This is a genomic window from Lutibacter holmesii, assembly GCF_042679665.1.
In the GTDB taxonomy this organism is placed as follows: Bacteria; Bacteroidota; Bacteroidia; order Flavobacteriales; family Flavobacteriaceae; genus Lutibacter; species Lutibacter holmesii.
Window position 1 is genome coordinate 1 of sequence record NZ_JBHTMV010000009.1, and the last position, 23,791, is coordinate 23,791.

The following is a 23,791-nucleotide window of genomic DNA, read 5'->3' on the forward strand; positions in this document are numbered from 1 at the left end:
TCTAAGGTCATTGTTGCAGCTCCGGTTAAAGTAATCACAGGTGCTGTCGTATCTGTAACAGTGATATCAAAACTACAATTAACATCATTTGCAGCAATCGCATCACTCGCTTTCCAAGTTACCGTAGTTATACCTTTATTAAAAACAACTCCAGCAAGGCTTTCACCAGTTCCTGTTGTTGCACCTGTTAAAACATATGTTAATGATTTCAATGTACAATTATCTGTCGCTGTAGCATCAAACTCAGTTCCAACAGCTGTATAAGTACAATCATTTTCGTCAGCACTATAAGAACTTAATACTGTTGGACAAATTATCACAGGTGATTCATCATCTTTTATCACAAATTGATATAACTTTCTACAACCTATTAAATTGCTACATCCGGCATAAAAATTGTAAGTTCCTGGGGTGTTCGTATTTGCTAAATTAGCATAATCACCTCCTTGAGCAATAACATCTGCATCTCCTATAGGGTCGAACGTAGCTCCTGTTGCCACACTAGTTCCACCAGAAGAAACCGTGTACCACTCTAAATCTCCTGCTCCGCTAACAACTGTATAATAATGAACCTTAATTTGTATATAATCTACAAAAGCACTTCTAGAACCATTGATATTAGCTTCTAATCTTACTCCAAAATTAGAGCTATTATTTATATCAGATGGACTCCAAGATGTTCCCCAAAGATCAGTTTCTCCTCCATAAGTTACAATAGTTCCAGAACTTGTTGACCAAACATCAGCAGTATTTGCTTTATTTGTAATTCCACTAGCGCTACCTGATTTTAATAAATGTACTTCGGTATCCTTCACACCATTAGTTCCATCAGAAGAAGATGCCCATTTATTAACAACTACAGAAATCCCTGTAATTGTAGCATCAGTAGGTATTGATGAAAAATTAAAATTTGAAGCTGTTAAATATTCTGAATCACCTGATTCATAACTCAACACTGCAGAAACACCATCATCAGCAGTAATATTTCCAGGTGTATCCCAAGCATCACCATCTCCACTTGTAACACCTGTCCCTGCATATTTCTCTAACTTATAACTAGAAGTGTCACCTGCATCAGGACAATCTATTGTTGATGTAAATTCACCAGATCCTCCTGGACAAATAGACACTATTTGCTCCTCATCACAAACAATATTTACTGAAACTGGATTTGGATTTTGAGAAACACTAGAACATGAAGAATCTAAAAATGACATTGAAGAAGTACTAACATTAACAATATCTCCGCATGCGCCATTTGAAATCAATTGATACGAAAGTGTAACTGTTTCCCCCGATTTTAAAAAATCAATATCCCAATCTATTGTATTTGCATTTGTATCAATTAAAAAAGAACCTTTTGTTACGGACACTGAAGAAGTTAATATTTCAAATTCATCTTCAATAGTTTCAACATCAAAAGCACCAACTAATGGCGCTTTTGCTACCCATATTAGCTCATTAAAAATATTTGTATAAATATCATCTAAATCATCACCATCAGCTCCAATAAAAAAACCTGCATTTTGCATTTCGGTTAAGGTATTTATTGCTGTAGCATCATCATTGACATTTAAATCAAATCCAATAGTATAAATTTGTGCAATAGACTGAGCATTTAGAGCTTCGTTTATAGCTCTCTCGGCCTCACAACTACTACTACAAGTCCCTGAAGCATTACTTCTTGTTGCTGCTCCATCTGATAAAAAAATGATTGTTTTTGTTACATTACACGCACTTGAACCTCCATTTAAAAGACCATAAGCCTCTTCTATTCCATCTTCCATATTTGTTCCCCCGCCAGTATCAAAATTATCGTTATTACCATAATTCCAAAAATCATTCGCAGAAAAAGCATTTTTATTATTCGTTAATGATTGAACAACACTTGCTGAACTTTCGAATTTAACAATACCTATTTTACTTTGTGGATGTACGGTGTGATCAGTAGCATCAAAAAACTTATCTACAAATGCTTCTGCAGCTGTTACGGCATCATCAATCTTATCACCACTCATACTTCCAGAAACATCAATTACTAAGACAACTTCTAAAGGCGTACTAACATCTCCTGAACCTGCAATATCTAATTCAACGTCAATTAGCTTTCCACAACCTAAATTCTCACCCACTGTAATAGATCTTGAAGTAACTATATTTTGAGCAAATGAAAAGGATGCCACTAAAAGAAATAACAACAGTAAGCTTACTGATTTCTTCTTTACGTTATCCTTCATTTTAAATTGTAATGTTTTTTCCATAACTAATAATTTTATAAGTTAGATATATGAAATTCAATTAATTATTTGAAATTACTCTTCACTAGGTTTAAAAACATAGGTCTGTAATACAGTGCTCACTTTAAAATCTGCGCATAATTTAGAACTTGCACTTACTTCAATACAAGACCACTTTTCAAGTGGGGTGCCTACAGGTACTTCAGCTAATACCAAAAAATTATAAGATTCACCTGATTTAAGTTCAACTTTTGTAATTGGGTTTTTATCAACATCTAAAAAACTATAATTCAATATCACATTATTTATAGTTGAACTACCATCAATATTAGCACAAGTACTATTAATATTTTCTGAACTCAGAGTAAAAACATCTGCTAGATTACCTTTATTTGTAATAACCATTTTATAATGTACCGTAGTTACTACCTTTTTATTATCTCTATTTTTTATAGCACTAATTTCTGCATTACAATTATTAGATTGCCCAAAAACAGTTACTGACCCAAATACAAAAAACATTAAAAACATAACGTTTGTACGAAAACTAGCTGAAATAATTTTTATCCTCATAATTAAAATATATTATACGACTACAGCATCCAACCTAAACTAAAACGTTAAAGTGAATTCTATAAGTACAAGTTTTAAACCTTAAAATTTAAGGTCAATAATACAGCAATACAGCTTTAGTGTATTACTACTTTTTTTTGGGATTATTTTGTAATATGAATGGAATCTGTGGGGATCCTTTATCAATTTCTATATCAAATATACTACAGTCAACTAAATAAATAACCTTCTGTTATTCATTATTTTAACCTTTTTTAACAAATGGCAAAATTTTTATGATAAATGGTATTATTTTTACGATTTTAAGAATTTATTTCATCAACAAACATCAGTAACAAACCTAAAACACTAACTACAAGCAACTTAAACTAAAGAGAAAAGAACAAAGTAAATTGATTAAAATTATTTCAATTCATAAAAAATTCTATTTTTGCAATAAACATTCGCTAAAACTAAAAAAATGAATACATACGACATAGCCGTTATTGGCTCAGGACCTGGAGGATATGTAGCAGCAATACGCTGTGCACAATTGGGATTAAAAACCGCTATTATTGAAAAATACAATACCTTAGGTGGTACTTGTTTAAACGTTGGATGTATTCCGTCTAAAGCATTATTAGATTCGTCTCACCATTATTATGATGCCACTAAACATTTTGCAACACACGGTATTGATGTAAAAGGTTTAGCTATTAATTTTGAGCAAATGATTGCTCGAAAAAATGAAGTAGTTGCCCAAACATCTGGAGGAATTAACTATTTAATGGATAAAAATAATATCACCTTAATTCAAGGTGTAGGAAGTTTTAAAGACGCTACACATATTACTATAACAAAAGAAGATGGTACTTCTGAAGAAATTGAAGCTGCAAAAACTATTATTGCAACAGGCTCAAAACCTTCTACTTTACCATTTATTGAATTAGATAAAAAAAGAGTTATTACTTCAACAGAAGCATTAAGTTTAAAAGAAATACCTAAACATCTAATTGTAATTGGAGGTGGAGTTATTGGTTTAGAATTAGGTTCGGTTTACAGCCGATTGGGAGCTCAAGTATCTGTAATTGAATATATGCCAACAATTACACCAGGTATGGATGCAATGCTTTCAAAAGAATTACAAAAATCTTTAAAAAAACAAGGTATTAAATTCTATACTAGTCACAAAGTTACTTCTGTGGTTAACAACGGAGAAGAAGTTGTGGTTACTGCAGACAATAAAAAAGGTGTAGCAACAGAGTTTAAAGGAGATTACACTTTAATTTCTGTAGGAAGATCACCTTATACAAAAGGATTAGGTTTAGAAAACGTAGGTATTAAAGTTACAGACCGTGGTCAAATTGAAACCAACGAACACTTACAAACTAATGTTTCAAACATTTATGCTATTGGTGATGTTGTTAAAGGCGCTATGTTAGCTCACAAAGCTGAAGAAGAAGGAACAATGGTAGCCGAATTAATTGCAGGTCAAAAACCACATATTGATTACAATTTAATTCCAGGAGTTGTTTATACCTGGCCTGAAGTTGCTTGCGTTGGTAAAACTGAAGAACAATTAAAAGAAGCTGGCATAAACTACAAAGCAGGATCATTTGCAATGCGTGCTTTAGGAAGAGCTAGAGCTAGTATGGATATTGACGGACAAATAAAAGTATTAGCTGATGCTAAGACAGATGAAATTTTAGGTGTTCATATGATTGGAGCTAGAGCAGCAGATATGATTGCTGAGGCTGTAATAGCAATGGAATTTAGAGCTTCTTCTGAAGATATTGCACGTTCATCACACGCACACCCAACATATACTGAAGCTTTTAAAGAAGCTTGTTTAGCAGTAAACGATAGAGCAATTCATAGTTAATAAAGTATACCAAACAGATTCCTAGACTTGTAGGAATAACATATTCAACAAAAGTCCTTTCATATTGAAAGGACTTTTTTATTTTTGCTGAAATGAACAGAACAAGTCATCAATTTCAACCTGAAAATATTTCTGAATTTAAATCGAAATTATTAGTTTGGGCACAGCAATTTAAAACTGCTGTTTGGCTTGACAGCAACAACTATCAACAAAAACATTCAAGTTTTGAAGCTGTTTTAGCAGTTGATGCCGCTTCTGAAATTAAATGTAACTACACCAATGCATTTCAACAATTAAAAACATTTCAAACCAATACTAACGATTATATTTTTGGTTATTTAAGCTATGATTTAAAAAATGCGATTGAAGATTTAACATCAACTAACTTTGATGGTTTACACTTTCCTGATTTGTATTTTTTTCAACCTAAAAAGTTATTTTTAATTAAAAAAAATACTGTTGAAGTACAGTATATTTCAACCTGTAAAAATGAAATTGAGCTAGACTTAAAAAATATAAGTTCTTCTAAAAACAAACCGTCAACAAGCGAAAGTAATATTAAAATAAAACTGCGCATTCATAAAGATGAGTATTTTGAAAAAATAAATTCAGTATTAAATCACATTCACCGTGGTGACATTTACGAAGCTAATTTTTGTCAAGAATTTTATAGCGAAAATTCAACTATAAATCCCGTTGAAGTGTATGAACATTTGAATGAAATTTCAAAACCTCCTTTTGCCACTTTTTTTAAGTTAAATAACAACTATTTATTATCTGCTTCGCCAGAGCGTTATTTAAAAAAAGAAGGTACAACTGTTATTTCACAACCAATTAAAGGAACTGAAAAAAGAGCATCTACACCACAAGAAGATTTAGAATTAATAGCTGCATTAGAGAAAAACCCAAAAGAACGTGCTGAAAATATTATGATTGTAGATTTAGTACGCAACGACTTATCTAAATGCGCCATTAAAGGCACCGTAAAAGTTGATGAATTGTGTAAAGTGTACACTTTTGAACAAGTACACCAACTTATTTCTACCGTTTCTTGTGAAGTTTCTACAAATACACATCCAATTGATATAATTAAAAATACATTTCCAATGGGAAGTATGACAGGAGCACCAAAAATTTCAGCATTAAAAATTATGGAAGAATTAGAAGAAACCAAACGCGGCTTATACTCTGGTGCAGTTGGTTATTTTTCGCCAAATGGAGATTTTGATTTTAATGTAATTATTAGAAGTATTTTGTACAACGCAACAAAAAAATATGTTTCCTATTCTGTTGGAGGTGCAATTACTGCACAATCTAGTCCTGAAAAAGAGTACGAAGAATGCTTGTTAAAAGCAAAAGCAATGAAACACGTTTTATTAAACACTAAATAAGTATATTTACCTTATGCTATTTGCCGTAAAACAACACATCAACCAAAATTTACCTTTTTTAAAAGGTAAAAAACTGTTAGTTGCCATTTCTGGAGGAATTGACAGTATTGTATTAACTCACATACTTCATCAATTAAAATTTGATATTTCTTTAGCACATTGCAATTTTATGCTTCGAGGAAAAGAAAGTAATAAAGATGAAATATTTGTAAAAGATTTAGGTGAACAATTAAACCTACCAACGTACACTATTCAATTTAACACCAAAGGATACGCTACAGAAAATAATCTTTCTACTCAAATGGCAGCAAGAAGCTTGCGCTACAATTGGTTTCAAGAGTTAATTAAAGAACATAGCCTTGACTATTTAATAACGGCTCACCAAAAGGATGATGTTATTGAAACGTTTCTAATAAATTTAACTAGAGGAACCGGTTTAGATGGCTTAACAGGAATTCCTGAAGTTAATAAAAATGTAGTGCGTCCGCTTTTACCATTTATAAGAAATGAAATTTTAGTTCATGCAACACGTAATAAATTACAATGGCGAGAAGACAGTACTAATTCTTCAATAAAATATGTTCGTAATAAAATTAGACATAAAGTAGTTCCTTTTTTAAAAGAATTAAATCCAAGTTTATTAGAAACCTTTAGCAATACGTTACAAAATTTAAAAGGAAGCCAACAAATTGTTAATGATCGTATTTCAGAAGTAAAAGAAAAAGTAATTACATCTTCAGGAAATGATTTGCACTTTTCTGTTGCTGAATTAAAAAAATTAAGCAATCCAAAAATTTACTTTTACGAAATTTTAAAAGAGTATGGATTTACAGAGTGGGATGATGTTACCAATTTATTAGATGCCCAAAGCGGAAAGCAAGTTTTTAGCAAAACACATTGCTTGTTAAAAAACCGGGAAGTATTAATTTTATCAGAAAAAAATACTATTGAAGAAGTTAGAAGTTTTGAAGTTTTAGAGAACACCTCTAAAATTAAAGAACCTTTTAAAATTAAATTTAAAAAAGTAGACATTCCTTTTGACACCAAAAACCACCCTAATAAAGTTTTTAGTGAATTAATTTCAGATAAACCAAATACTATCTCAATAGATTATGATAAGCTTCAATTTCCATTAACCATTAGAAAATGGCAAAAAGGAGATTACTTTTACCCTATTGGATTAAATGGTAAAAAGAAAATAAGCAAATTTTTTAAAGATGAAAAACTATCGCTTATTGAAAAAGAAAACAGTTGGCTTTTATGCTCAAACGGCGATATAGTTTGGGTAATTGGCAAACGATTAGACAATAGATTTAAGGTGTCAAAAACAACTTCAACCATATTAAAAATAAAATTGTAATTTTATAGCTTAACATTTAAATATTAGTAATTTATGAATTCATTTCAAAAATATTTTACTTTCATTTTCTTACTAGTAATTAGTGCGGGGTTTTCACAAGAGCATAAAACTGATAGTATCCACAAAATTCCGGTAAGCATTTATACATCTGTGCAAATTTCAAATGATTTAAATAGCATGTTAAATGTAAATGAGCGACTATGTTTAAAATCGTACCAGTTTTTATATTTAAATGAAAGAAGTATTGAAGCAGGAGATTTCACTATTCCGTTCTACAAAATTTCTAATAGTCCAAGTACTTATATTTACGATTCTTATAATAAAATTAATCAAAAATTAGTTTTAGAAAGTGCATTTTTTAAAGTCTCTGATTTGTACAAACCTAGAGCAAAAAACCCGCTTTAAAACCTTCAAAATAAAAAATCGATTTCGTTAAAATATTTTGCAAAAGTCGGATTTTAAAAGATGCTTTTGTAATTTTCCACTTTATAACTAAAAAAATATGCATAAACAACCAAAACTTACCCGATTCAGTGAAAATGTACTGTCAAAATATCAAATTTACAACAGTATTTTCATGACGCTTCCGTTTGATTCTATATCTAAAACAGGTGTTTTACTTCCTTTATTTCACGAAGTATGTAAAGAAGGTTTTTCATTAAAACAAAACCCTACAGAAATAGTTGAAACCTTTTTTGAAAATTACCAAGTAAATGCAACGGAAGAAGACAAACTAGAATTATTATTTCACTTCATTCAATATATTGAGCGCCAAGTAGTTTTATTTGATGCTATTGAAGATGCTTCATTTTCAAATGTAAATAATATGGATGGTGTTGGTACTATGAGAAGTACCAAAGAAACAGCCGTTAAAGAAAATAAAAAAGAAGCTTTAAAAAAGCATCTTGAAGATTTTAAAGTACGAATTGTTTTAACAGCACACCCAACTCAATTTTACCCAGGAACTGTTTTAGGAATTATAACAGATTTGGCTGAAGCCATTGAAAAGGACGACCTGTTACTTATAAATAAATTATTAGCTCAACTAGGTAAAACTCCTTTTTACAAACAAGAAAAACCAACACCTTATGATGAGGCTGTAAGTTTAATTTGGTATTTAGAAAACGTATTTTACCACTCTGTTTCGGACACCTACAACTACATTCAAAATAATATTTTTGACGGAAAAGAAATCCCTAACGAAATTATAAATCTTGGATTTTGGCCAGGTGGGGACCGAGATGGAAATCCATTTGTAACTACTGAAATTACTTTAAATGTTGCAAAACGTTTAAAGAAAATGATCTTGAAAAATTACTACCAAGATATAAGAACTTTAAAAAAGAGACTTACTTTTGCTGGTATTGAGCACGTAATTTCTGAATTAGAGGTGATCCTATTTGATAATAGTGTAAACCCAGATTTAAATACAATGATTCCTTTAGAAGAATTTAAAGGAAAACTTTACGAAATTAGAAATTTATTAATTACTGAACACCAGTCTATTTATTTAGAAGAAATAAATGATTTTATTAATAAGGTTCATATTTTCGGATACCATTTTGCAACTTTAGATATTAGACAAGACAGTAGAGTTCACCACAATGTATTCTCACAAATTGTACAAACACTACAAGAAAATGGTAGTACTTTATTCCCTAACAACTATTTATCATTACCTGAAGCTGAACAAATAGAAATACTTTCAAAAGTTGAAGACAATGTTGACATTTCAATTTTTAAAGATGAAATGGTTAACAAAACTTTAGGTTCTGTAAAAGCTGTTAAAACTATTCAAGAACAAAACGGTGAAAAAGGATCAAACAGATATATAATTAGTAACAACCAAACAGCTGTAAATGTAATGGAAACATTTGCAATGTTTAATTTATGTGGATTTGCACACAACATAACTACAGATATTATTCCATTGTTTGAAACAGTAGATGATTTAATGAATGCCGAAGGTGTTATGCGAATTTTATATTCAAATGAGGCTTATAAAAAACATTTAGAGAACAGAAAAAACAAGCAAACAATTATGCTAGGTTTTTCTGACGGAACAAAAGATGGTGGTTATTTAATGGCTAACTGGTCTATTTACAAAGCAAAAGAAAACCTAACTAGAATCTCAAGAGAGTTTGGAATTAAAGTTATATTCTTTGATGGTCGTGGAGGACCTCCAGCGCGTGGTGGTGGAAAAACACATCAGTTTTACGCATCATTAGGACCAAAAATTGAAGATGAAGAAATTCAATTAACAATTCAAGGGCAAACAATTAGCTCTAATTTTGGAACTTTAGACTCTTCTCAATACAATATTGAACAATTGCTAAGTGCCGGAATTTCAAATGAATTATTCAATAATTCAAATGATATAATTTCAGAAAGTGAAATTCAAGTAATGAATGATTTAGCAGAAACTAGCTACAAAGCATATTCTGAATTTAAAAGTCATCCAAAATTCATGCCTTACTTAGAGCGTATGAGTACATTAAAATATTACGGAAAAACAAATATTGGAAGTAGACCATCAAAAAGATCAAGTTCTTCTAAATTAGACTTTTCAGATTTACGTGCCATTCCTTTTGTAGGATCTTGGAGTCAATTAAAACAAAATGTACCAGGTTTTTATGGTGTAGGAACTGCACTAAAAAAATATGAAGACAACGGTGAGTTTGACAAAGTAAAATCTTTTTACCAAAATTCAGATTTCTTTAAAGCTTTAATTGGAAATAGCATGATGGCTTTATCAAAATCTTTCTTTGAATTGACAGAATATATGGCTGAAGACGAAGAATTTGGTGAATTTTGGAATATTATTCATGAAGAATATTTAACATCAAAACGTTTATTATTAAAACTTTGTGATTATGATATTTTAATGCAGAGCAATCCGGTAGGAAAAGCTTCTATTGATATTCGCGAGAATATAGTATTGCCTTTGTTAACTATTCAACAATTTGCTTTACGTAAAATTCAAGAATTACAAAAAGAAGATCCAATAAATGAAGAAGAGCTTAAAATTTACGAAAAAATGGTAACTCGCTCTTTATTTGGAAATATAAATGCAAGTAGAAACTCTGCTTAATCATGACAACTTTGCAATTAAATGAAAATGAATATGCTCCTTTTTACAAAGGATATATTAACGTTTTAGGCGATGTAAATTTATATGAAGTTTTAAATGATTCTTTTAACGATTTAATAGAAACTCTTCAAAAACTACCTGAAGAAAAATTAACATATCGCTACGAAGAAGGAAAATGGACCATAAAAGAATTAGTACAGCATATTATTGATGCTGAGAGAATTTTAAGCTACAGAGCTTTACGTTTTTCAAGAAATGACGCGACCGATTTACCCGGTTTTAATGAAGATTGGTATGTAGACAACTCTAACGGAAACGAAAGAGATTTTAAAGACATATTAAATGAATTTTCACTTGTACGAAAGGCAAGCATTTCATTATTTCAAAGTTTCACTTCTGAAATGTTAGCCTATACAGGCTCATCAAACGAAAGTGATATGACCGTTAGAGCCTTAGGCTTTATAATTGCAGGACATCAAACACATCATTTAAAAGTGATTAAAGAAAAATATCTTTAATCTTTAGCTTCTAAATAGAAAATTTCATTCACTGGCTTTTTAAATATCTTTGATATTTTTAAAGCCAGTACTGTTGATGGGACATACTTATTCAATTCCATAGCATTTATTGTTTGCCTACTAACACCAATTATTTCGGCCAATTTAGCCTGCGTTAAATTATAAATTGCCCGTTCTACCTTTATAGTATTTTTCATTTTACATTTCTTTTTTAATATAATTTGTTGCTATCATTTGCTTCAATAAAAGTTTTTAAAACCTCAACAACATTTAAAAAAATTGATTTCATAAAACTTTAACAAAAAAAATAAGAACTTCATAATTCTTAAATCAATAGTTAAAATGTTTAAAATCAATAAACTAGATCAAAACAACAACTTCAAAAGTAAAATATTTTTTACATTTAGACAAGTAATTTTTACTATACCCGTTTCGTAAAAATGCGTACATTTGAAAAATCAAATGATTTATTCTTTAATAAATGCGATTTTTCAAAAAAATACTACTCATAATTGTCATACTACTTACTGTTGCAGTTCTTGGTGGATGGGTGTATTTAAATAGCTTAAAACCAAGTTATGCCGGAGAAGTTGAGCTTTTAGCTATTGAAGAAAATGCAGAAGTATTTTTTGATGATTTTGGTATTCCACATATTTATGCCGAAAATCAACAAGATGCTATGATTGCCTTAGGCTATGTTCATGCACAGGATAGATTGTGGCAAATGGAATTAATGCGAAGAATTGCGCCTGGAAGATTGTCTGAAATTTTTGGAATAGATATGCTAAAAACCGATACGTTTTTTAAAAACTTAGGTATTGAAGAAGCAACCTCCACATCAGTTAAAAATTTAAACACAAATTCGAAAACATATAAATTAGCACAAGCTTATTTAAATGGTGTCAATCAATTTATTGAAAATGGTCCTACACCAATTGAATTTACCTTAATTGGTATTGAAAAAGAAAAATACCAACTAAATGACATTTACAATATTTTAGGCTATATGTCTTTTAGTTTTGCCATGGCACATAAAACTGATCCTCTTTTAAGTGTATTAAAAGCAAAATTAGGCGATTCATATTTAAAGGAATTAGCTATAGACGTTCGCCCGAATACCACTCTCATAAAAACAACTAATCAAGATATTGACACCTACGAAAATATGGTATCAAGTGTTCATTGTATTATGAATGCTTTACCAATTCCACCATTTATAGGCAGTAATAGTTGGGTAGTTTCTCCAAAAAAATCATCAACGGGTAAAGTTTTATTTGCTAATGATCCTCATATAGGATTTTCACAACCAGCTACTTGGTTTGAAGCTCATATTATTACACCAAATTACGAAATGTACGGTTATCATATTGCAGGCGTACCCTTTCCACTTTTAGGCCACAACCGAAATTACGCCTACGGTTTAACCATGTTTGAAAATGATGATATAGATTTTTACAAAGAAGAAAACCATCCTACAAAAGCAAACAGCTATAAAACACCAACAGGCTATTCAGCATATAAAATCACATCAAAAACTATTAAAGTAAAAGATGCTGAAGATGTAATAATTGAAGTTAGAAACTCTAGGCATGGTCCAATAATGAATGACGTAATTGATGAAATTTCACAAACTTCACCCATTGCAATGTCTTGGATTTTCACCCAATTTGAAGGAGATGTTTTAAGTGCGCTATACACCATTTCAAACGCTTCAAAAATGAATGATGTTAAACAAGGTGCTGCTATGATTCATGCGCCAGGTTTAAATATTATGTACGGTGATGCCAAAGGAAATATTGCTTGGTGGGCAGCCGGACAATTATACAAACACAAACCTCATGTCAATTCTAAATTTATTTTAGAAGGCGCTTCAGGAGAAGATGATATTGTAAATTACCTAGATTTTAGTGAAAACCCAATGGCTGAAAACCCTTCTTGGGAATATGTATATTCTGCCAATAATCAGCCCGACTCCATTGCCAACACCTTATACCCTGGCTATTATTTATCTGAAGACAGAGCCAAAAGAATTGTAAATTTAATTGAACCTAAAAACAACTGGAATAAAGAAACCTTTGGGGAAATGATTAATGATGTAACTTCAGCAGTTGCACCGCAAAACATTCAACAATTAATAGCAGTTATTAATACAGGTAACTTATCAAGTCAAGAGTTAAAAGCATTAAACATACTTAAAAATTGGGACGGTGCAAATCAAATAGAAGCCATTGCTCCTACCATTTATAATAAATGGATTTTTACGTATTTAAAAAACACTTTTGAAGATGAAATGGGTGAAAAATTGTTCGCGCAATTTGTAAACACACATTTAATGAAACGAATGATTGCTGAACAACTTCAAAAAAACGCATCAATTTGGTGGGACAATGTACAAACTCCAACTTTAGTTGAAGATAAAAAAACTATTTTAACCAATTCTTTTATTGAAACCGTTTCAAAACTAGAAACACAACTTGGTAATGATATTTTAACCTGGAATTGGGGAAAAGTTCATACTTTAGAACACAAACATCCGTTAGGAACAGTAGCCGCTTTAAAAAGCTATTTTAATGTTGGTCCTTTTTCTATCAACGGAGCTAAAGAAGTAATTAATAATAGAGGATACGTATACAATACTACTGGAATTTACAATGTAACTGCAGGGCCTTCAACAAGAAGAATTGTTGATTTTTCTGATATTGAAAATAGTATGAGTATATTGCCAACAGGCCAATCTGGAAATCCGTTCAGCTCACATTATAAAGATCAAGCTGAAATGTACAACAAAGGAGAATTCAGAAAAATGAAACTAAATAAAAACGAAATAATTTCGAGTTCAACAAAACTAACTATAGCGAAAAAAAATGAGTAAAAGAATCACCATAAAACAGATTGCAGCAGCATTACACGTTTCTATTTCAACTGTTTCAAAAGCATTAAACGACAGCTATGAAATTAGTGAAGAAACAAAGAAAAAAATTCAAGCCTACGCTAAAGAACATAAATACAAACCGAACACTTTAGCGCTAAGCTTACAAAATAAAAAAACTAAAACTATTGGTATTTTATTACCAAACATTTTAACCTATTACTTTGCCAGAGTACTGCGTGGAATAGAAAAAGTAGCTACAGAAAAAGGATACAATATTATTACTTGTATTACAAACGAATCATATAAAAAAGAAGTTGACACTATGGAAATGCTCTCTAATGGAACCATTGATGGTTTTATAGCGTGTATTTCTGAAGAAACGTTAAAACTTGAAAAATTTGACCATTACAAAGATATTTTAGAAGAAGGAACTCCAATTGTTTTATATGATAGAGTTCATAAAGATATTAATTGTGACAAAGTAGTAACTGATAATATTAAAAGTGCTTATAAAGCAACTCGTTTTTTAATGAAATCAGATTGTAAAAATATTGCACTAATTTCAACTACAAAAGGATTAAACATAAGTAAATTTAGAATTAAAGGATACTTAAAAGCCTTAACAAAATACGGAATCACACCTAACGAAGAGCTTGTTATAAAATTAAAAAGTGAGAAAAAACTTAAAGAACGTATCAACAAAATGTTAGATGAAAACCAAGTAGATGGTATTTTTACTATAGACGAAGTTTCTGCCGCAATTACAACACAAGTTTTAAATAAACGAAATATTAAAATCCCTGAAGACATTGCAATTATAGGATTTACAAATGGTATTTTATCAAGATACAGTACACCTCCATTAACTAGCGTTAATAGATTTGCACATACTACAGGTGAAGTTGCAGCCACAAGATTAATTAATAAAATTGAAGAAAACATTCCGTTTAACGACATTAAAACTGAAATTATTAAAACCGAATTGGTTGAAAGAGAATCAACTAAGAAACTATTTATTAAATTTTAACAAAAATAATAATCGGTTAATTTCTTTATAACACTTGATATTTTTTTTATTTTTATAAAAAAAGAAAAATATGCTAGTGAAAATTTATGGCAGCGCCGTTTTTGGTGTTGAAGCCACAACTATTACCGTTGAAGTAAATATAGATAAAGGAATTGGATATCATTTGGTAGGTTTACCAGACAATGCCATTAAAGAAAGTAGTTATCGTATTTCTGCTGCACTTAACAACAATAGTTACAAACTTCCAGGTAAAAAAATCACCATAAATATGGCTCCTGCCGATATGCGTAAAGAAGGTTCAGCCTACGACCTTACTTTAGCTATAGGTATTTTAGCTGCTTCTAACCAAATTAAATTTGAAAGAATAGGAGATTTTATAATCATGGGCGAATTGTCTTTAGACGGCAGTTTACAACCAATTAAAGGTGCATTACCAATTGCTATAAAAGCAAGAGAAGAAGGATTTAAAGGTTTTATTCTTCCAAAACAAAATGCAAAAGATTTTGCATTGGGTAATGTAGGGGTAAATATTTAGTTAGATAAAGTGCTTAAATTGCCATAAAATATTCCAAATATCTGCCTACATCAATCTTTTCACCCTTTGAGCAACTCCCAATGAAACACCACCCAATTTAGCAGCTCTTCTTAATGATTCGCCATTGCGCAATTCAACCTCAACCTTCTTATATTTCTTCAAGAATTCCTCATCGGTCATTCTAGAACCATATAAACGACCTTTATACTTGCCTTGTAACTTCGCCAATTCAATTCCAGCTCTCTGACGTTCCAACATATTTGTACGTTCCATCTCAGCCACGTTACCGAGCACAGATGCTATCATCTTGAATGTTGGGTTTGGTTTACCATTAATCATGGAATACATACCAATATTTTCAACGAATAGGTTAATAGATTTAGAATTGAAATATTCAATCATAGTTAATAAATTTAGTATTGAACGACCCAAGCGGTCAAGACTTGCAATATGGATTTCAGTTATATTACCTTTCTCTATATCATTTAAAAGTTTTGCACCCTCAACACGTTCCTCGAACTTTATTGCACCTGAAGCTTTTTCAATATATATCTTAGAAAATTCATTTGAATTAATTTCTTGTCTGGAAGTGTTTTGTTCAATTGTTGAAACTCTAATGTATTTTACTTTGGTCATAATAACTGATTTTGTAGCTATGATACAAATATAGTGTATTTATTTAGGGTGGCAAAATAATACACCTGAAAACCAGGATATTAGCTGTATTTAGTGTATGCAATTAGACCATACTCTAATTAAAATAAAATACCGTGATAAAAATATTAGTTGATTTTCGTAAATAGGCGAGAACTAGCAATAAATTATATATGGTGTTACCTACCGTTTTATTTTCTTTTTTAATTCAGCAACACTCAATGTGTCAATTGCTTTATGTAACATTTTATGGCAATTCGGACATACAAGAGCTAAATCTTTTAATTTCGTTGTTGTCTCTCCTTCTATTTCTGATAATGGAACTCTATGATGAGCTTCAATAAATCCTTTCCCTAAATCTCCATAAGTTTCATAAAAGTCAAATCCGCAAACTTCACAATCAAGTTTTCCATTTCGTTCAAAATATAGGTCTTTCTTTTTTTGATTGATTTTATTGTCACGCTCTCTAAGTTTATGAAGTTTATAAATTACCTTTCCTTCTTTAACAGAATGAGTTTCTTCATCTTCTTCGTCTGGAATTTGATATAATTTCTGATTAACTTTTTGATTATAAATTGTTTTTTTTATTTGGTTTGCAATAGATTTAAGTTCTTCATTTTTCCCTTGAAACTCAAAGAATACTTCTTTATCTCTTTTACTATAACTTGACATTCCTTTCCCTTCAAATTCAGGGTCGATTGCTTTAAAATTACTAAGTTTTAAACCAACACCATTCGGGTTTCTGAATTTCTGATTTTCCATCCTTTCTATATGGATTGGAAGTCTATTCAAAAGTTCAGATAATTCAACCACTTTAGGATTTTTATTATCCATTTCTTTTGGTTCTATAGTTCGATATAAATCCAAAGCAAGTATTATTTCATCTCTGTGCCATCTTGGTGGTCTCATAGTTTATTCTAATGATAAGTGATAGGTTTTTATAAGATTTGTGCGACTGAAAAATCGGAGATTATTCGGTGGTAGCAAATCGTTAGTTGAATGTTTGTTGATTGTATTAGTTCAATTTAAGCATAAATTTAATGAAATTATAACTAGAAGAGAACCTTTTTATAATTTATTATGTAATCTTTATTAAAAAAAACACCCTAATAGGAGGTGGTAAATTGCTATGCAAAAGATGTAGGAAAAAATAACCAACATCCAAATATACCCTTATTTATTACCTTATTCAATTATAAAACATAATCTTCCTACGGAAGATCATGTTTTATAATAATATATTTTAGTTGTATTACTCTACTTATAAAAATAACCTGAAAATTTCTAGAAAAATATTTTTACCATACGGACTGCTTTGTGTGGACACCATTTTATTTGACCTTATTGTAAGCGAGTCACAGTCGGTAGGGTATCTAATTTAGAATTACAATAAACTTACGCAACGTTGAACACCTGTCCCTCTGCAAGTGTTTAAATAGGCTTAAAAACGACACTTCAATCAAAGTATACACTTTATTCCTGGGGCTGTAGTTTTACTTTCAGGTACCGTTAACAATGTAAATTAAAATTTGTGGTGTTTTGGGTTGAAGCTTACATATTTATATACAAAAGAAAACAACATGAAAAAATTAAAATTTACCGAAAATACCGAAATTCTAAACGTAAGAATAAGTAAAGAACTTAAAGAAAAAATAAAAAAATTAGCTATAAGGGATGGTGGAACTGTATCATCTGAAATACGTTATTTGATTGAAGTAGCAACCAGATAAACTAATTTTGAAATGTATAACCACTACCTCAACTTTATGTAACATCTAACAGGTTTTAAGCGTAATTTAAGCTTGTTTTCAATTGAAATTAGCACAAGATAACTACCTCAACCGAAAGGCTCTTACATCACTTGTTTTAAAGTTGAATTGAAAAACAAGTTATTAATCATAAATATTAGGTTGGTAGTTGCGCCATAGTAACTGTTATTTGATTGAAGAGGTTTAGCTAAAAGTTATTGCTACGCAACAACAACTGTTTTTAGTTGAACTATTACTATAAATTTAGTTTAGCATTATTGAAATAATTTTAATTGAACTAGTTTTCAATAAATGCTTCGCAACATTGAAGTGAAATAATTATTAGGAAAAATAAAGTTAGTTGCTCCGCAATAGTTGAAGTGAGTTTCTCCATAATTATTTCAGCAATACCAGTCAAAATAAATAACGTAACCCTTTCTTTGGTTCACGTTTGAATGGTGGGGTTCAACAGAACACCCCACCTTCAATAAGTGTTGTATAATATACTTATAGTATATAGTCTCTTTTAGACACCTATACACGTATTATTTAGCCCCCTGTATCAAGTCCATTTCAACCTTACTGATACATGTTCAATTTATTTTAGAAAACTTTAAAATAAATTAATTAATTTAAGTAAAGCTATTTACTTATATGTAAAAATTCATTATTCTTACCATATACGGTTGAAGTATGATTCAGCTTCAACAAATAACCGTTGAATCAAAACAATTTAAATCATGAAAAACAAACATGTAATACGTAAAGAGAATAAAGATGGTGAATTTACCATGGTAAAATACACTATACTTAGAGACAAGAGCCTAACTTCAAATGCAAAAATCCTCATGATAGAAATTCTATCTGATTCTGATAGGTTTACATTTTCTGAGACATTATTTATGAACAGAATGGGTATCGGAGCTAAAGCCTATAGAGCTTCCATAAAACTGCTAGTTGAATGTGGCTACATCAGAAAGTCAAAAATAGGAAATAGTAATAAAAATTTTTATACCATAAGTGAATATGGAAACCTCAACAAAAAGGAGATTATTACTAATGAAGCGCAAAGTGGAGAACCTACTTCTCAACAAAAAGCAGAAACCGTTGATATACCTTCAACACCAAAACTATCAAGAGAAGAGTTATTAATGAAGTTAGCCAAATTTATAATGCCTTTACAAGATTTCTTTACACCTGATATTGCTGAAACATATACAGAATTAATAAAAGGTGATTTTGATGTGTATGATGTGAAATCAGAACTAGTTAAAATGATTGATAAAGAGAAAAAATCTTTTTTAAAGAAAGTTGTAACTGAGATTGAAAATTGTTCTAGCAACCGTGACACCAAGGTAGAAGCAATAAAACTTGTTAAAAGTGAAGTGTTTGATAACAATAAAATGCTGGATTGTGAAAGAGCTAGAAAAAGAGCCAATGAAAATATTAACAGGAGAAAGCCTTTAGACCCAGAATCACTTGCAGCGGATAGAGCCGATGGTATATAAAAATATTGATTATGATAAATATTACAAAACCAATATTAGTGGATATACGCCATCATTACACTAATCAATACACAATAGACGGATTAACACTTATTGAAAGTGATGGAACTACCATTGCTTTCAAGAGTTATCCTGAAATGGCAAAGTACCTAGGTCTTTCAAGGCAAGGCTTGTATAATAAGATAAGAGTAAACATGAAGCCAATTGATAAGATAATGGATTCAATTAAAAAAAATAGCAAATGAAAATACAACCAGAATTATTAAGATTAAAAGAGTTTAGACCTCTTCAGAAATTGATTTTAGGCTTGGTATTGGACAATTCTCAAGTTGTAATTCAAATGGAAGGAGGATATCGAAAGACTTGTTCTGAAATGGGTAAAGAGCTTGGCGTTTCAAGAAAAAAGGTTTTAGACGATTTCAATTTACTTGTGCAAGGTGGCTATTTAACCACCGAAAAAGGTATGGCATGGAGGCTTACCAATGTTACCCAAAAACTTAGAGATTTATTATAATTAATTATGGTCGATGAGAATGAAATTCTCATCGATCATAATTTTCATATAAAACTTATGTATTGATTATTGCTAATTAATAATAGTATTTAAACTTGTTTTACACTTCCAGTAACCAAATATTTGGGAAACATGAGTTTGGCAATTGCTAACGCAGAACCAGAACTACTTGCACCAATTCTTATTTCAGATACCCACCCATTAAAATGAATGCGAACTTTATATTCTTTTAAGGATTCCATGATGAGGTTGGTATCACGTTGTTGCAATCCATTTTCAACGATAACAAAGTTATTGCTCAGAAGCTGGAATTGTGATTTACTTAATTTTAGTCGCATCTCGTGTTGATTTATTTTTCCATTTTACAAAAGAATTGATTTGGCAATCTATCCATTGCAGTTCCATTTGGTCAAGAAATTGGATTAGTTTATACATATTATATAAATATGCGATTCGAAATGAAAGATTCAGCAGATTTAAAATGAATGCTCATATCATCAATTAATGACGTAGTAATTAAGTGTTATAATCGACATTATGTTAAAACCATTAAAATTATAGACCTAAGTTACACATGCTTATAATGTTCCTCTGACAAAAGTAGAACATTAATCCAACCAAACATATTGAAACAGTCAGGTAATATTTAATGATTCATTCAATTGCTTTGCTAATTCAATTGTAATTTTCAACACTTCTTTACTTTTAAAAACATCATTCAAAAATTCACCGTCAGTTCTTGGAATTACCTTACCTTTTTTAATTTTATCTACTTTATTATAAATAACAATAGCTTCATCAGGACTACCACCAAAAAACGGTTCAACATAATAGTAGAATCTTCTTTGAATTATCATATAGTACGGTAGAATATTTGGAATATGAAAATTAATTTTCACCACATAGTGACTTTCTTTAAAATCAACTATGATTTCTTTAATATGCTTATGTATTATCAAATGTTGGTCATTATAAGACGTTGATGAATGGTATTCATCTAGCTCACTAATAATATCGTCAGATGATTTAAGCACATTATTATATGTGTCTATTTGATTTTCTATATTCAATATTTGAGTCATAACATCATTCTTGTCACTTCTAATTCTTTTAAGCTGAGTATTGAGTTCTTCAGCTGATATAATATTTTTTGTTGCAAATGTTATTGCTTTATCATTTTGTGCTTCAATTGTGATTATTTGCTTTTTTAATGCCCCAAGTTTAACAGATAACTCTTCTACCATCGCTTTGTCATCTGTGTTTTCAAAATGCTCTGCAACCATTTTTGATAGTGATTTATCGAGGAAAAAACTAGACCAAATAACAGTATCTAACCTAGGTCTATTTATAGATGGAGACCCGCAAGAATTAAATCTAGTTCTTTTAGATGAACAACTATAATAATCTTCAGCTTTAGACACATTGTTTTTGCCATACATATTGCATCCACAAGCACACTTTAAAATTCCTTTAAGTAAATATTGATGTGTTTTTTTTCCTGGTGCTAATCTATTATTTTGAAGATTGTCATTTACTTTTTGCCAATATTCTACACTCATTATTGCTGGCACTTCAAAAACTTCTCCTTGATATGGCCTTTGTCCAATGAGCCATGTGTTTTTAATAATTTGTAATACTGTTTGACCTGACCATTGCACGGTACTTTTATCTTTAGTAGTTATAATTCCCGAAATTTTATTTTTGGTTGTGATGGTACCTTTTGCTGTTTTAGCATATCTTGTCTTAATACCTTTATCATTTAATCTATAAGATATTTTAGTTGAACCAATACCTTCTAGCGACCATTTAAAAATAAGTCTAACTATTTCTGCTTCTTCTTCATCAACTACAATATACTTTTTGTCATCTTTTTTATAACCATAGGGTAAAACTGGATTTGTTGCAATCCCTGATTTAGCTAATTTATACAAAGAATCCTTAATTCTTTTTCCTGTTTTTTTTCTAAATGATGCACTTATAATTGCCTTAAACCCCGATAGCATGTATGTATCAGTATCATTTAAATCAACTAAATTACCATTTTCATATAATGCAACTCCTTTTTCAATTAAAAGATTAGCAAAGGTAAACCAAGTTACTTCATCCCTTGTTGAACGGTCTTGACTGTAGAAATAAACCGAATTAATTTTATCATCATATATATCATCCTCCAATTTTTGTAACTGTGGTCTTTCCTCAATTGATTTACCTCCAGATGTACCTTTAGCTTCCTCATAAAGTTGATACGCTACATTTAACTTTTTAGCCAACTTAACACCTAATTCTTTTTGTACTTCAGTTGACACTTGGTTATCTCTATCTTTTGATATACGTGTATAAATTCCTAACATTGTAATTACATTATTTAACAATCAAATATAGGTAATAATTATTTACCCACACATTACCCAATGTTAAAGAAGCTGCTATTGTGAACGACTTAGAAGTTTATGGTGTTGAAAACATAATAGATGTAATCAATTTTTTTAATGAAAAAACAAAATTAGCACCAACCATAATTGACACTAGAGCTGAATTCCATAAAAACTTAGACAACCCTGAATTTGATTTTGCTGATGTAAAAGGTCAAGAATCTGTTAAACGCTCTATGGAAATTGCAGCAGCTGGAGGTCATAATATAATTTTGGTGGGTCCTCCAGGAAGCGGAAAAACAATGTTGAGCAAACGTTTATCTTCCATATTACCACCTATGACTTTACACGAAGCCTTAGAAACCACAAAAATACATTCAGTTGTTGGAAGAATAAAAGACGCAGGATTAATGTGCCAACGCCCATTTAGATCTCCACACCATACAATATCAGACGTTGCCTTGGTTGGTGGCGGACAATATCCACAACCCGGAGAGATTTCAATGGCGCACAATGGCGTTTTATTTTTAGATGAATTACCCGAATTTAAAAGAACCGTGTTAGAAGTAATGCGCCAACCATTAGAAGATAGAGAAGTTACAATTTCAAGAGCAAAATTTACGGTCACGTACCCTAGCAGTTTTATGTTAGTTGCAAGTATGAATCCAAGTCCTAGCGGCTATTTCAATGATCCCGATGCACCTGCAACATCATCTCCTGCTGAAATGCAACGTTATTTAAGTAAAATATCTGGTCCTTTACTTGATAGAATTGATATTCATATTGAAGTAAACCCAGTTCCTTTTGAAAAATTAACAGAAGAACAACAAGCTGAATCAAGTAAAGTGATTAGAGATCGTGTAACCAAATCAAGAGAAATACAGGCGAAACGATTTTCATCTTATGAAAACATACATTACAATGCACAAATGGGTGTAAAACAAATTAGAACATACTGCAAATTAACCGATGAAAGCATGACACTTTTAAAAAATGCAATGGATCGTTTAAACCTATCTGCAAGAGCTTTTGACCGAATTTTAAAAGTAAGTAGAACTATTGCAGATTTAGAAGGTATAGAACAGATTAACTCTTCTCACATAGCTGAAGCTATACAATATAGAAGTTTAGACCGTGAAGGTTGGTTAGGTTAACAAGCATTGTAAATTAAATTAAGGGGATATTTCCCCTCTACTTTTTAGTGCTTTTCCCCTCTTTTAATTTCCAAATCTACTATACTTTTACAATAGGAAAAAGAAAAACATATTAGGGGAAATGCTATGAAGGACCTGTTCAAATTTGAACAGGTCTTTTTTGTAATAAGACATTTCATGTCGTCTATATCAAGAAATTTACACCTTACATTTGTAACGTAATAACTACTAATATTACACGTTTTTTCAAATTAAATGTTTTACCGCCAACTTTTATAAAAAGTTAGGCGGTTTTTTTTATAACAAAATTGTTGTTAACTGCTTAATATCATACCTTCTATAAAATGAAATCTTTAAATTTGATGATACTTCAAAT

19 protein-coding genes and 2 pseudogenes are annotated in these 23,791 nt (G+C 30.6%); 14 read left to right on the plus strand and 7 right to left on the minus strand.

Annotated features, from left to right (window positions below; translation table 11 throughout):
- Together ACFQ5N_RS12515 and ACFQ5N_RS12520 are read right to left on the minus strand one after the other, a co-directional pair.
- The coding region (locus ACFQ5N_RS12515) for a vWA domain-containing protein (RefSeq protein ID WP_386809945.1) at window positions 1-2,261 on the minus strand (2,261 nt) is incomplete at its 3' end.
- Between the two features lie 51 nt (window positions 2,262-2,312).
- On the minus strand, window positions 2,313-2,810 hold the full coding sequence (locus tag ACFQ5N_RS12520; RefSeq protein ID WP_386809947.1) for a hypothetical protein: 498 nt from the start codon (window positions 2,808-2,810) through the stop codon (window positions 2,313-2,315).
- A 460-nt stretch (window positions 2,811-3,270) separates the two neighbouring features.
- On the opposite strand from ACFQ5N_RS12520, the gene lpdA reads away from it, so the two are divergent.
- The 6 genes from lpdA (at window position 3,271) to ACFQ5N_RS12550 (ending at window position 11,031) form a co-directional block, all read left to right on the plus strand.
- Window positions 3,271-4,671: a dihydrolipoyl dehydrogenase gene (gene lpdA / locus ACFQ5N_RS12525; RefSeq protein ID WP_386809948.1), complete on the plus strand. Its 1,401-nt coding sequence runs from the start codon at window positions 3,271-3,273 to the stop codon at window positions 4,669-4,671.
- A gap of 92 nt (window positions 4,672-4,763) precedes the next feature.
- On the plus strand, window positions 4,764-6,062 hold the full coding sequence (locus tag ACFQ5N_RS12530) for an anthranilate synthase component I family protein (RefSeq protein ID WP_386809949.1): 1,299 nt from the start codon (window positions 4,764-4,766) through the stop codon (window positions 6,060-6,062).
- Window positions 6,063-6,075: 13 nt separating this feature from the next.
- Window positions 6,076-7,422 carry a tRNA lysidine(34) synthetase TilS gene (gene tilS, locus ACFQ5N_RS12535; RefSeq protein WP_386809951.1) on the plus strand — a complete coding sequence of 449 codons (1,347 nt, stop codon included), beginning with the start codon at window positions 6,076-6,078 and terminating at the stop codon, window positions 7,420-7,422.
- A gap of 33 nt (window positions 7,423-7,455) precedes the next feature.
- The gene (locus tag ACFQ5N_RS12540) at window positions 7,456-7,827 is read left to right on the plus strand and encodes a hypothetical protein (protein ID WP_386809953.1); all 372 of its coding nucleotides are present in this window, start codon (window positions 7,456-7,458) and stop codon (window positions 7,825-7,827) included.
- 97 nt (window positions 7,828-7,924) lie between these two features.
- Window positions 7,925-10,513, plus strand: coding sequence for a phosphoenolpyruvate carboxylase (locus ACFQ5N_RS12545; protein WP_386809955.1), 2,589 nt, complete (start codon window positions 7,925-7,927; stop codon window positions 10,511-10,513).
- A 2-nt stretch (window positions 10,514-10,515) separates the two neighbouring features.
- Entirely contained in the window at window positions 10,516-11,031 is a 516-nt protein-coding gene (locus ACFQ5N_RS12550; RefSeq protein WP_386809957.1) for a DinB family protein, read from the plus strand.
- Here ACFQ5N_RS12550 and ACFQ5N_RS12555 read toward each other — a convergent pair.
- Entirely contained in the window at window positions 11,028-11,228 is a 201-nt protein-coding gene (locus ACFQ5N_RS12555; protein WP_386809959.1) for a helix-turn-helix transcriptional regulator, read from the minus strand. The two genes, ACFQ5N_RS12550 and ACFQ5N_RS12555, sit on opposite strands and share 4 nt — an antisense overlap.
- 284 nt (window positions 11,229-11,512) lie before the next feature.
- Here ACFQ5N_RS12555 and ACFQ5N_RS12560 point away from each other — a divergent pair, with 284 nt between their 5' ends.
- The 3 genes and pseudogenes from ACFQ5N_RS12560 to ACFQ5N_RS12570 all read left to right on the plus strand — a co-directional run.
- Complete coding sequence (locus tag ACFQ5N_RS12560; protein ID WP_386809961.1) at window positions 11,513-13,903, plus strand: penicillin acylase family protein; 2,391 nt, start codon at window positions 11,513-11,515, stop codon at window positions 13,901-13,903.
- Complete coding sequence (locus tag ACFQ5N_RS12565; RefSeq protein WP_386809963.1) at window positions 13,896-14,930, plus strand: LacI family DNA-binding transcriptional regulator; 1,035 nt, start codon at window positions 13,896-13,898, stop codon at window positions 14,928-14,930. The genes ACFQ5N_RS12560 and ACFQ5N_RS12565 overlap by 8 nt, the downstream gene beginning before the upstream one ends.
- 70 nt (window positions 14,931-15,000) lie before the next feature.
- Window positions 15,001-15,441 (plus strand): annotated as a pseudogene (locus ACFQ5N_RS12570) (magnesium chelatase domain-containing protein); the annotation flags it as partial.
- 69 nt (window positions 15,442-15,510) lie between these two features.
- Here the strand turns inward: ACFQ5N_RS12570 and ACFQ5N_RS12575 are convergent.
- Together ACFQ5N_RS12575 and ACFQ5N_RS12580 are read right to left on the minus strand one after the other, a co-directional pair.
- Window positions 15,511-16,101 (minus strand): recombinase family protein, encoded by a 591-nt coding sequence (locus tag ACFQ5N_RS12575; RefSeq protein ID WP_386809965.1) that lies wholly within the window; start codon window positions 16,099-16,101, stop codon window positions 15,511-15,513.
- A 201-nt stretch (window positions 16,102-16,302) separates the two neighbouring features.
- Window positions 16,303-17,028 (minus strand): HNH endonuclease, encoded by a 726-nt coding sequence (locus ACFQ5N_RS12580; protein WP_386809968.1) that lies wholly within the window; start codon window positions 17,026-17,028, stop codon window positions 16,303-16,305.
- 671 nt (window positions 17,029-17,699) lie between these two features.
- On the opposite strand from ACFQ5N_RS12580, the gene ACFQ5N_RS12585 reads away from it, so the two are divergent.
- The 4 genes from ACFQ5N_RS12585 to ACFQ5N_RS12600 all read left to right on the plus strand — a co-directional run bounded on the left by ACFQ5N_RS12585 (window position 17,700) and on the right by ACFQ5N_RS12600 (window position 19,889).
- Window positions 17,700-17,849 (plus strand): hypothetical protein, encoded by a 150-nt coding sequence (locus ACFQ5N_RS12585; protein WP_386809970.1) that lies wholly within the window; start codon window positions 17,700-17,702, stop codon window positions 17,847-17,849.
- 866 nt (window positions 17,850-18,715) lie between these two features.
- Window positions 18,716-19,375, plus strand: a complete 660-nt coding sequence (locus tag ACFQ5N_RS12590; RefSeq protein ID WP_386809972.1) for a hypothetical protein — start codon at window positions 18,716-18,718, stop codon at window positions 19,373-19,375.
- A gap of 38 nt (window positions 19,376-19,413) precedes the next feature.
- Window positions 19,414-19,620 (plus strand): hypothetical protein, encoded by a 207-nt coding sequence (locus ACFQ5N_RS12595; RefSeq protein ID WP_386809974.1) that lies wholly within the window; start codon window positions 19,414-19,416, stop codon window positions 19,618-19,620.
- Entirely contained in the window at window positions 19,617-19,889 is a 273-nt protein-coding gene (locus ACFQ5N_RS12600; protein WP_386809976.1) for a hypothetical protein, read from the plus strand. The genes ACFQ5N_RS12595 and ACFQ5N_RS12600 overlap by 4 nt, the downstream gene beginning before the upstream one ends.
- Window positions 19,890-19,978: 89 nt before the next feature.
- Here the strand turns inward: ACFQ5N_RS12600 and ACFQ5N_RS12605 are convergent, their stop codons facing one another.
- Together ACFQ5N_RS12605 and ACFQ5N_RS12610 are read right to left on the minus strand one after the other, a co-directional pair.
- On the minus strand, window positions 19,979-20,131 hold the full coding sequence (locus ACFQ5N_RS12605; protein ID WP_386809978.1) for a hypothetical protein: 153 nt from the start codon (window positions 20,129-20,131) through the stop codon (window positions 19,979-19,981).
- A gap of 393 nt (window positions 20,132-20,524) precedes the next feature.
- The gene (locus tag ACFQ5N_RS12610) at window positions 20,525-22,240 is read right to left on the minus strand and encodes a recombinase family protein (protein ID WP_386809979.1); all 1,716 of its coding nucleotides are present in this window, start codon (window positions 22,238-22,240) and stop codon (window positions 20,525-20,527) included.
- 59 nt (window positions 22,241-22,299) lie between these two features.
- On the opposite strand from ACFQ5N_RS12610, the pseudogene ACFQ5N_RS12615 reads away from it, so the two are divergent.
- Window positions 22,300-23,415, plus strand: a pseudogene (locus tag ACFQ5N_RS12615) (YifB family Mg chelatase-like AAA ATPase); the annotation flags it as partial.
- Between the last annotated feature and the right edge of the window lie 376 nt (window positions 23,416-23,791).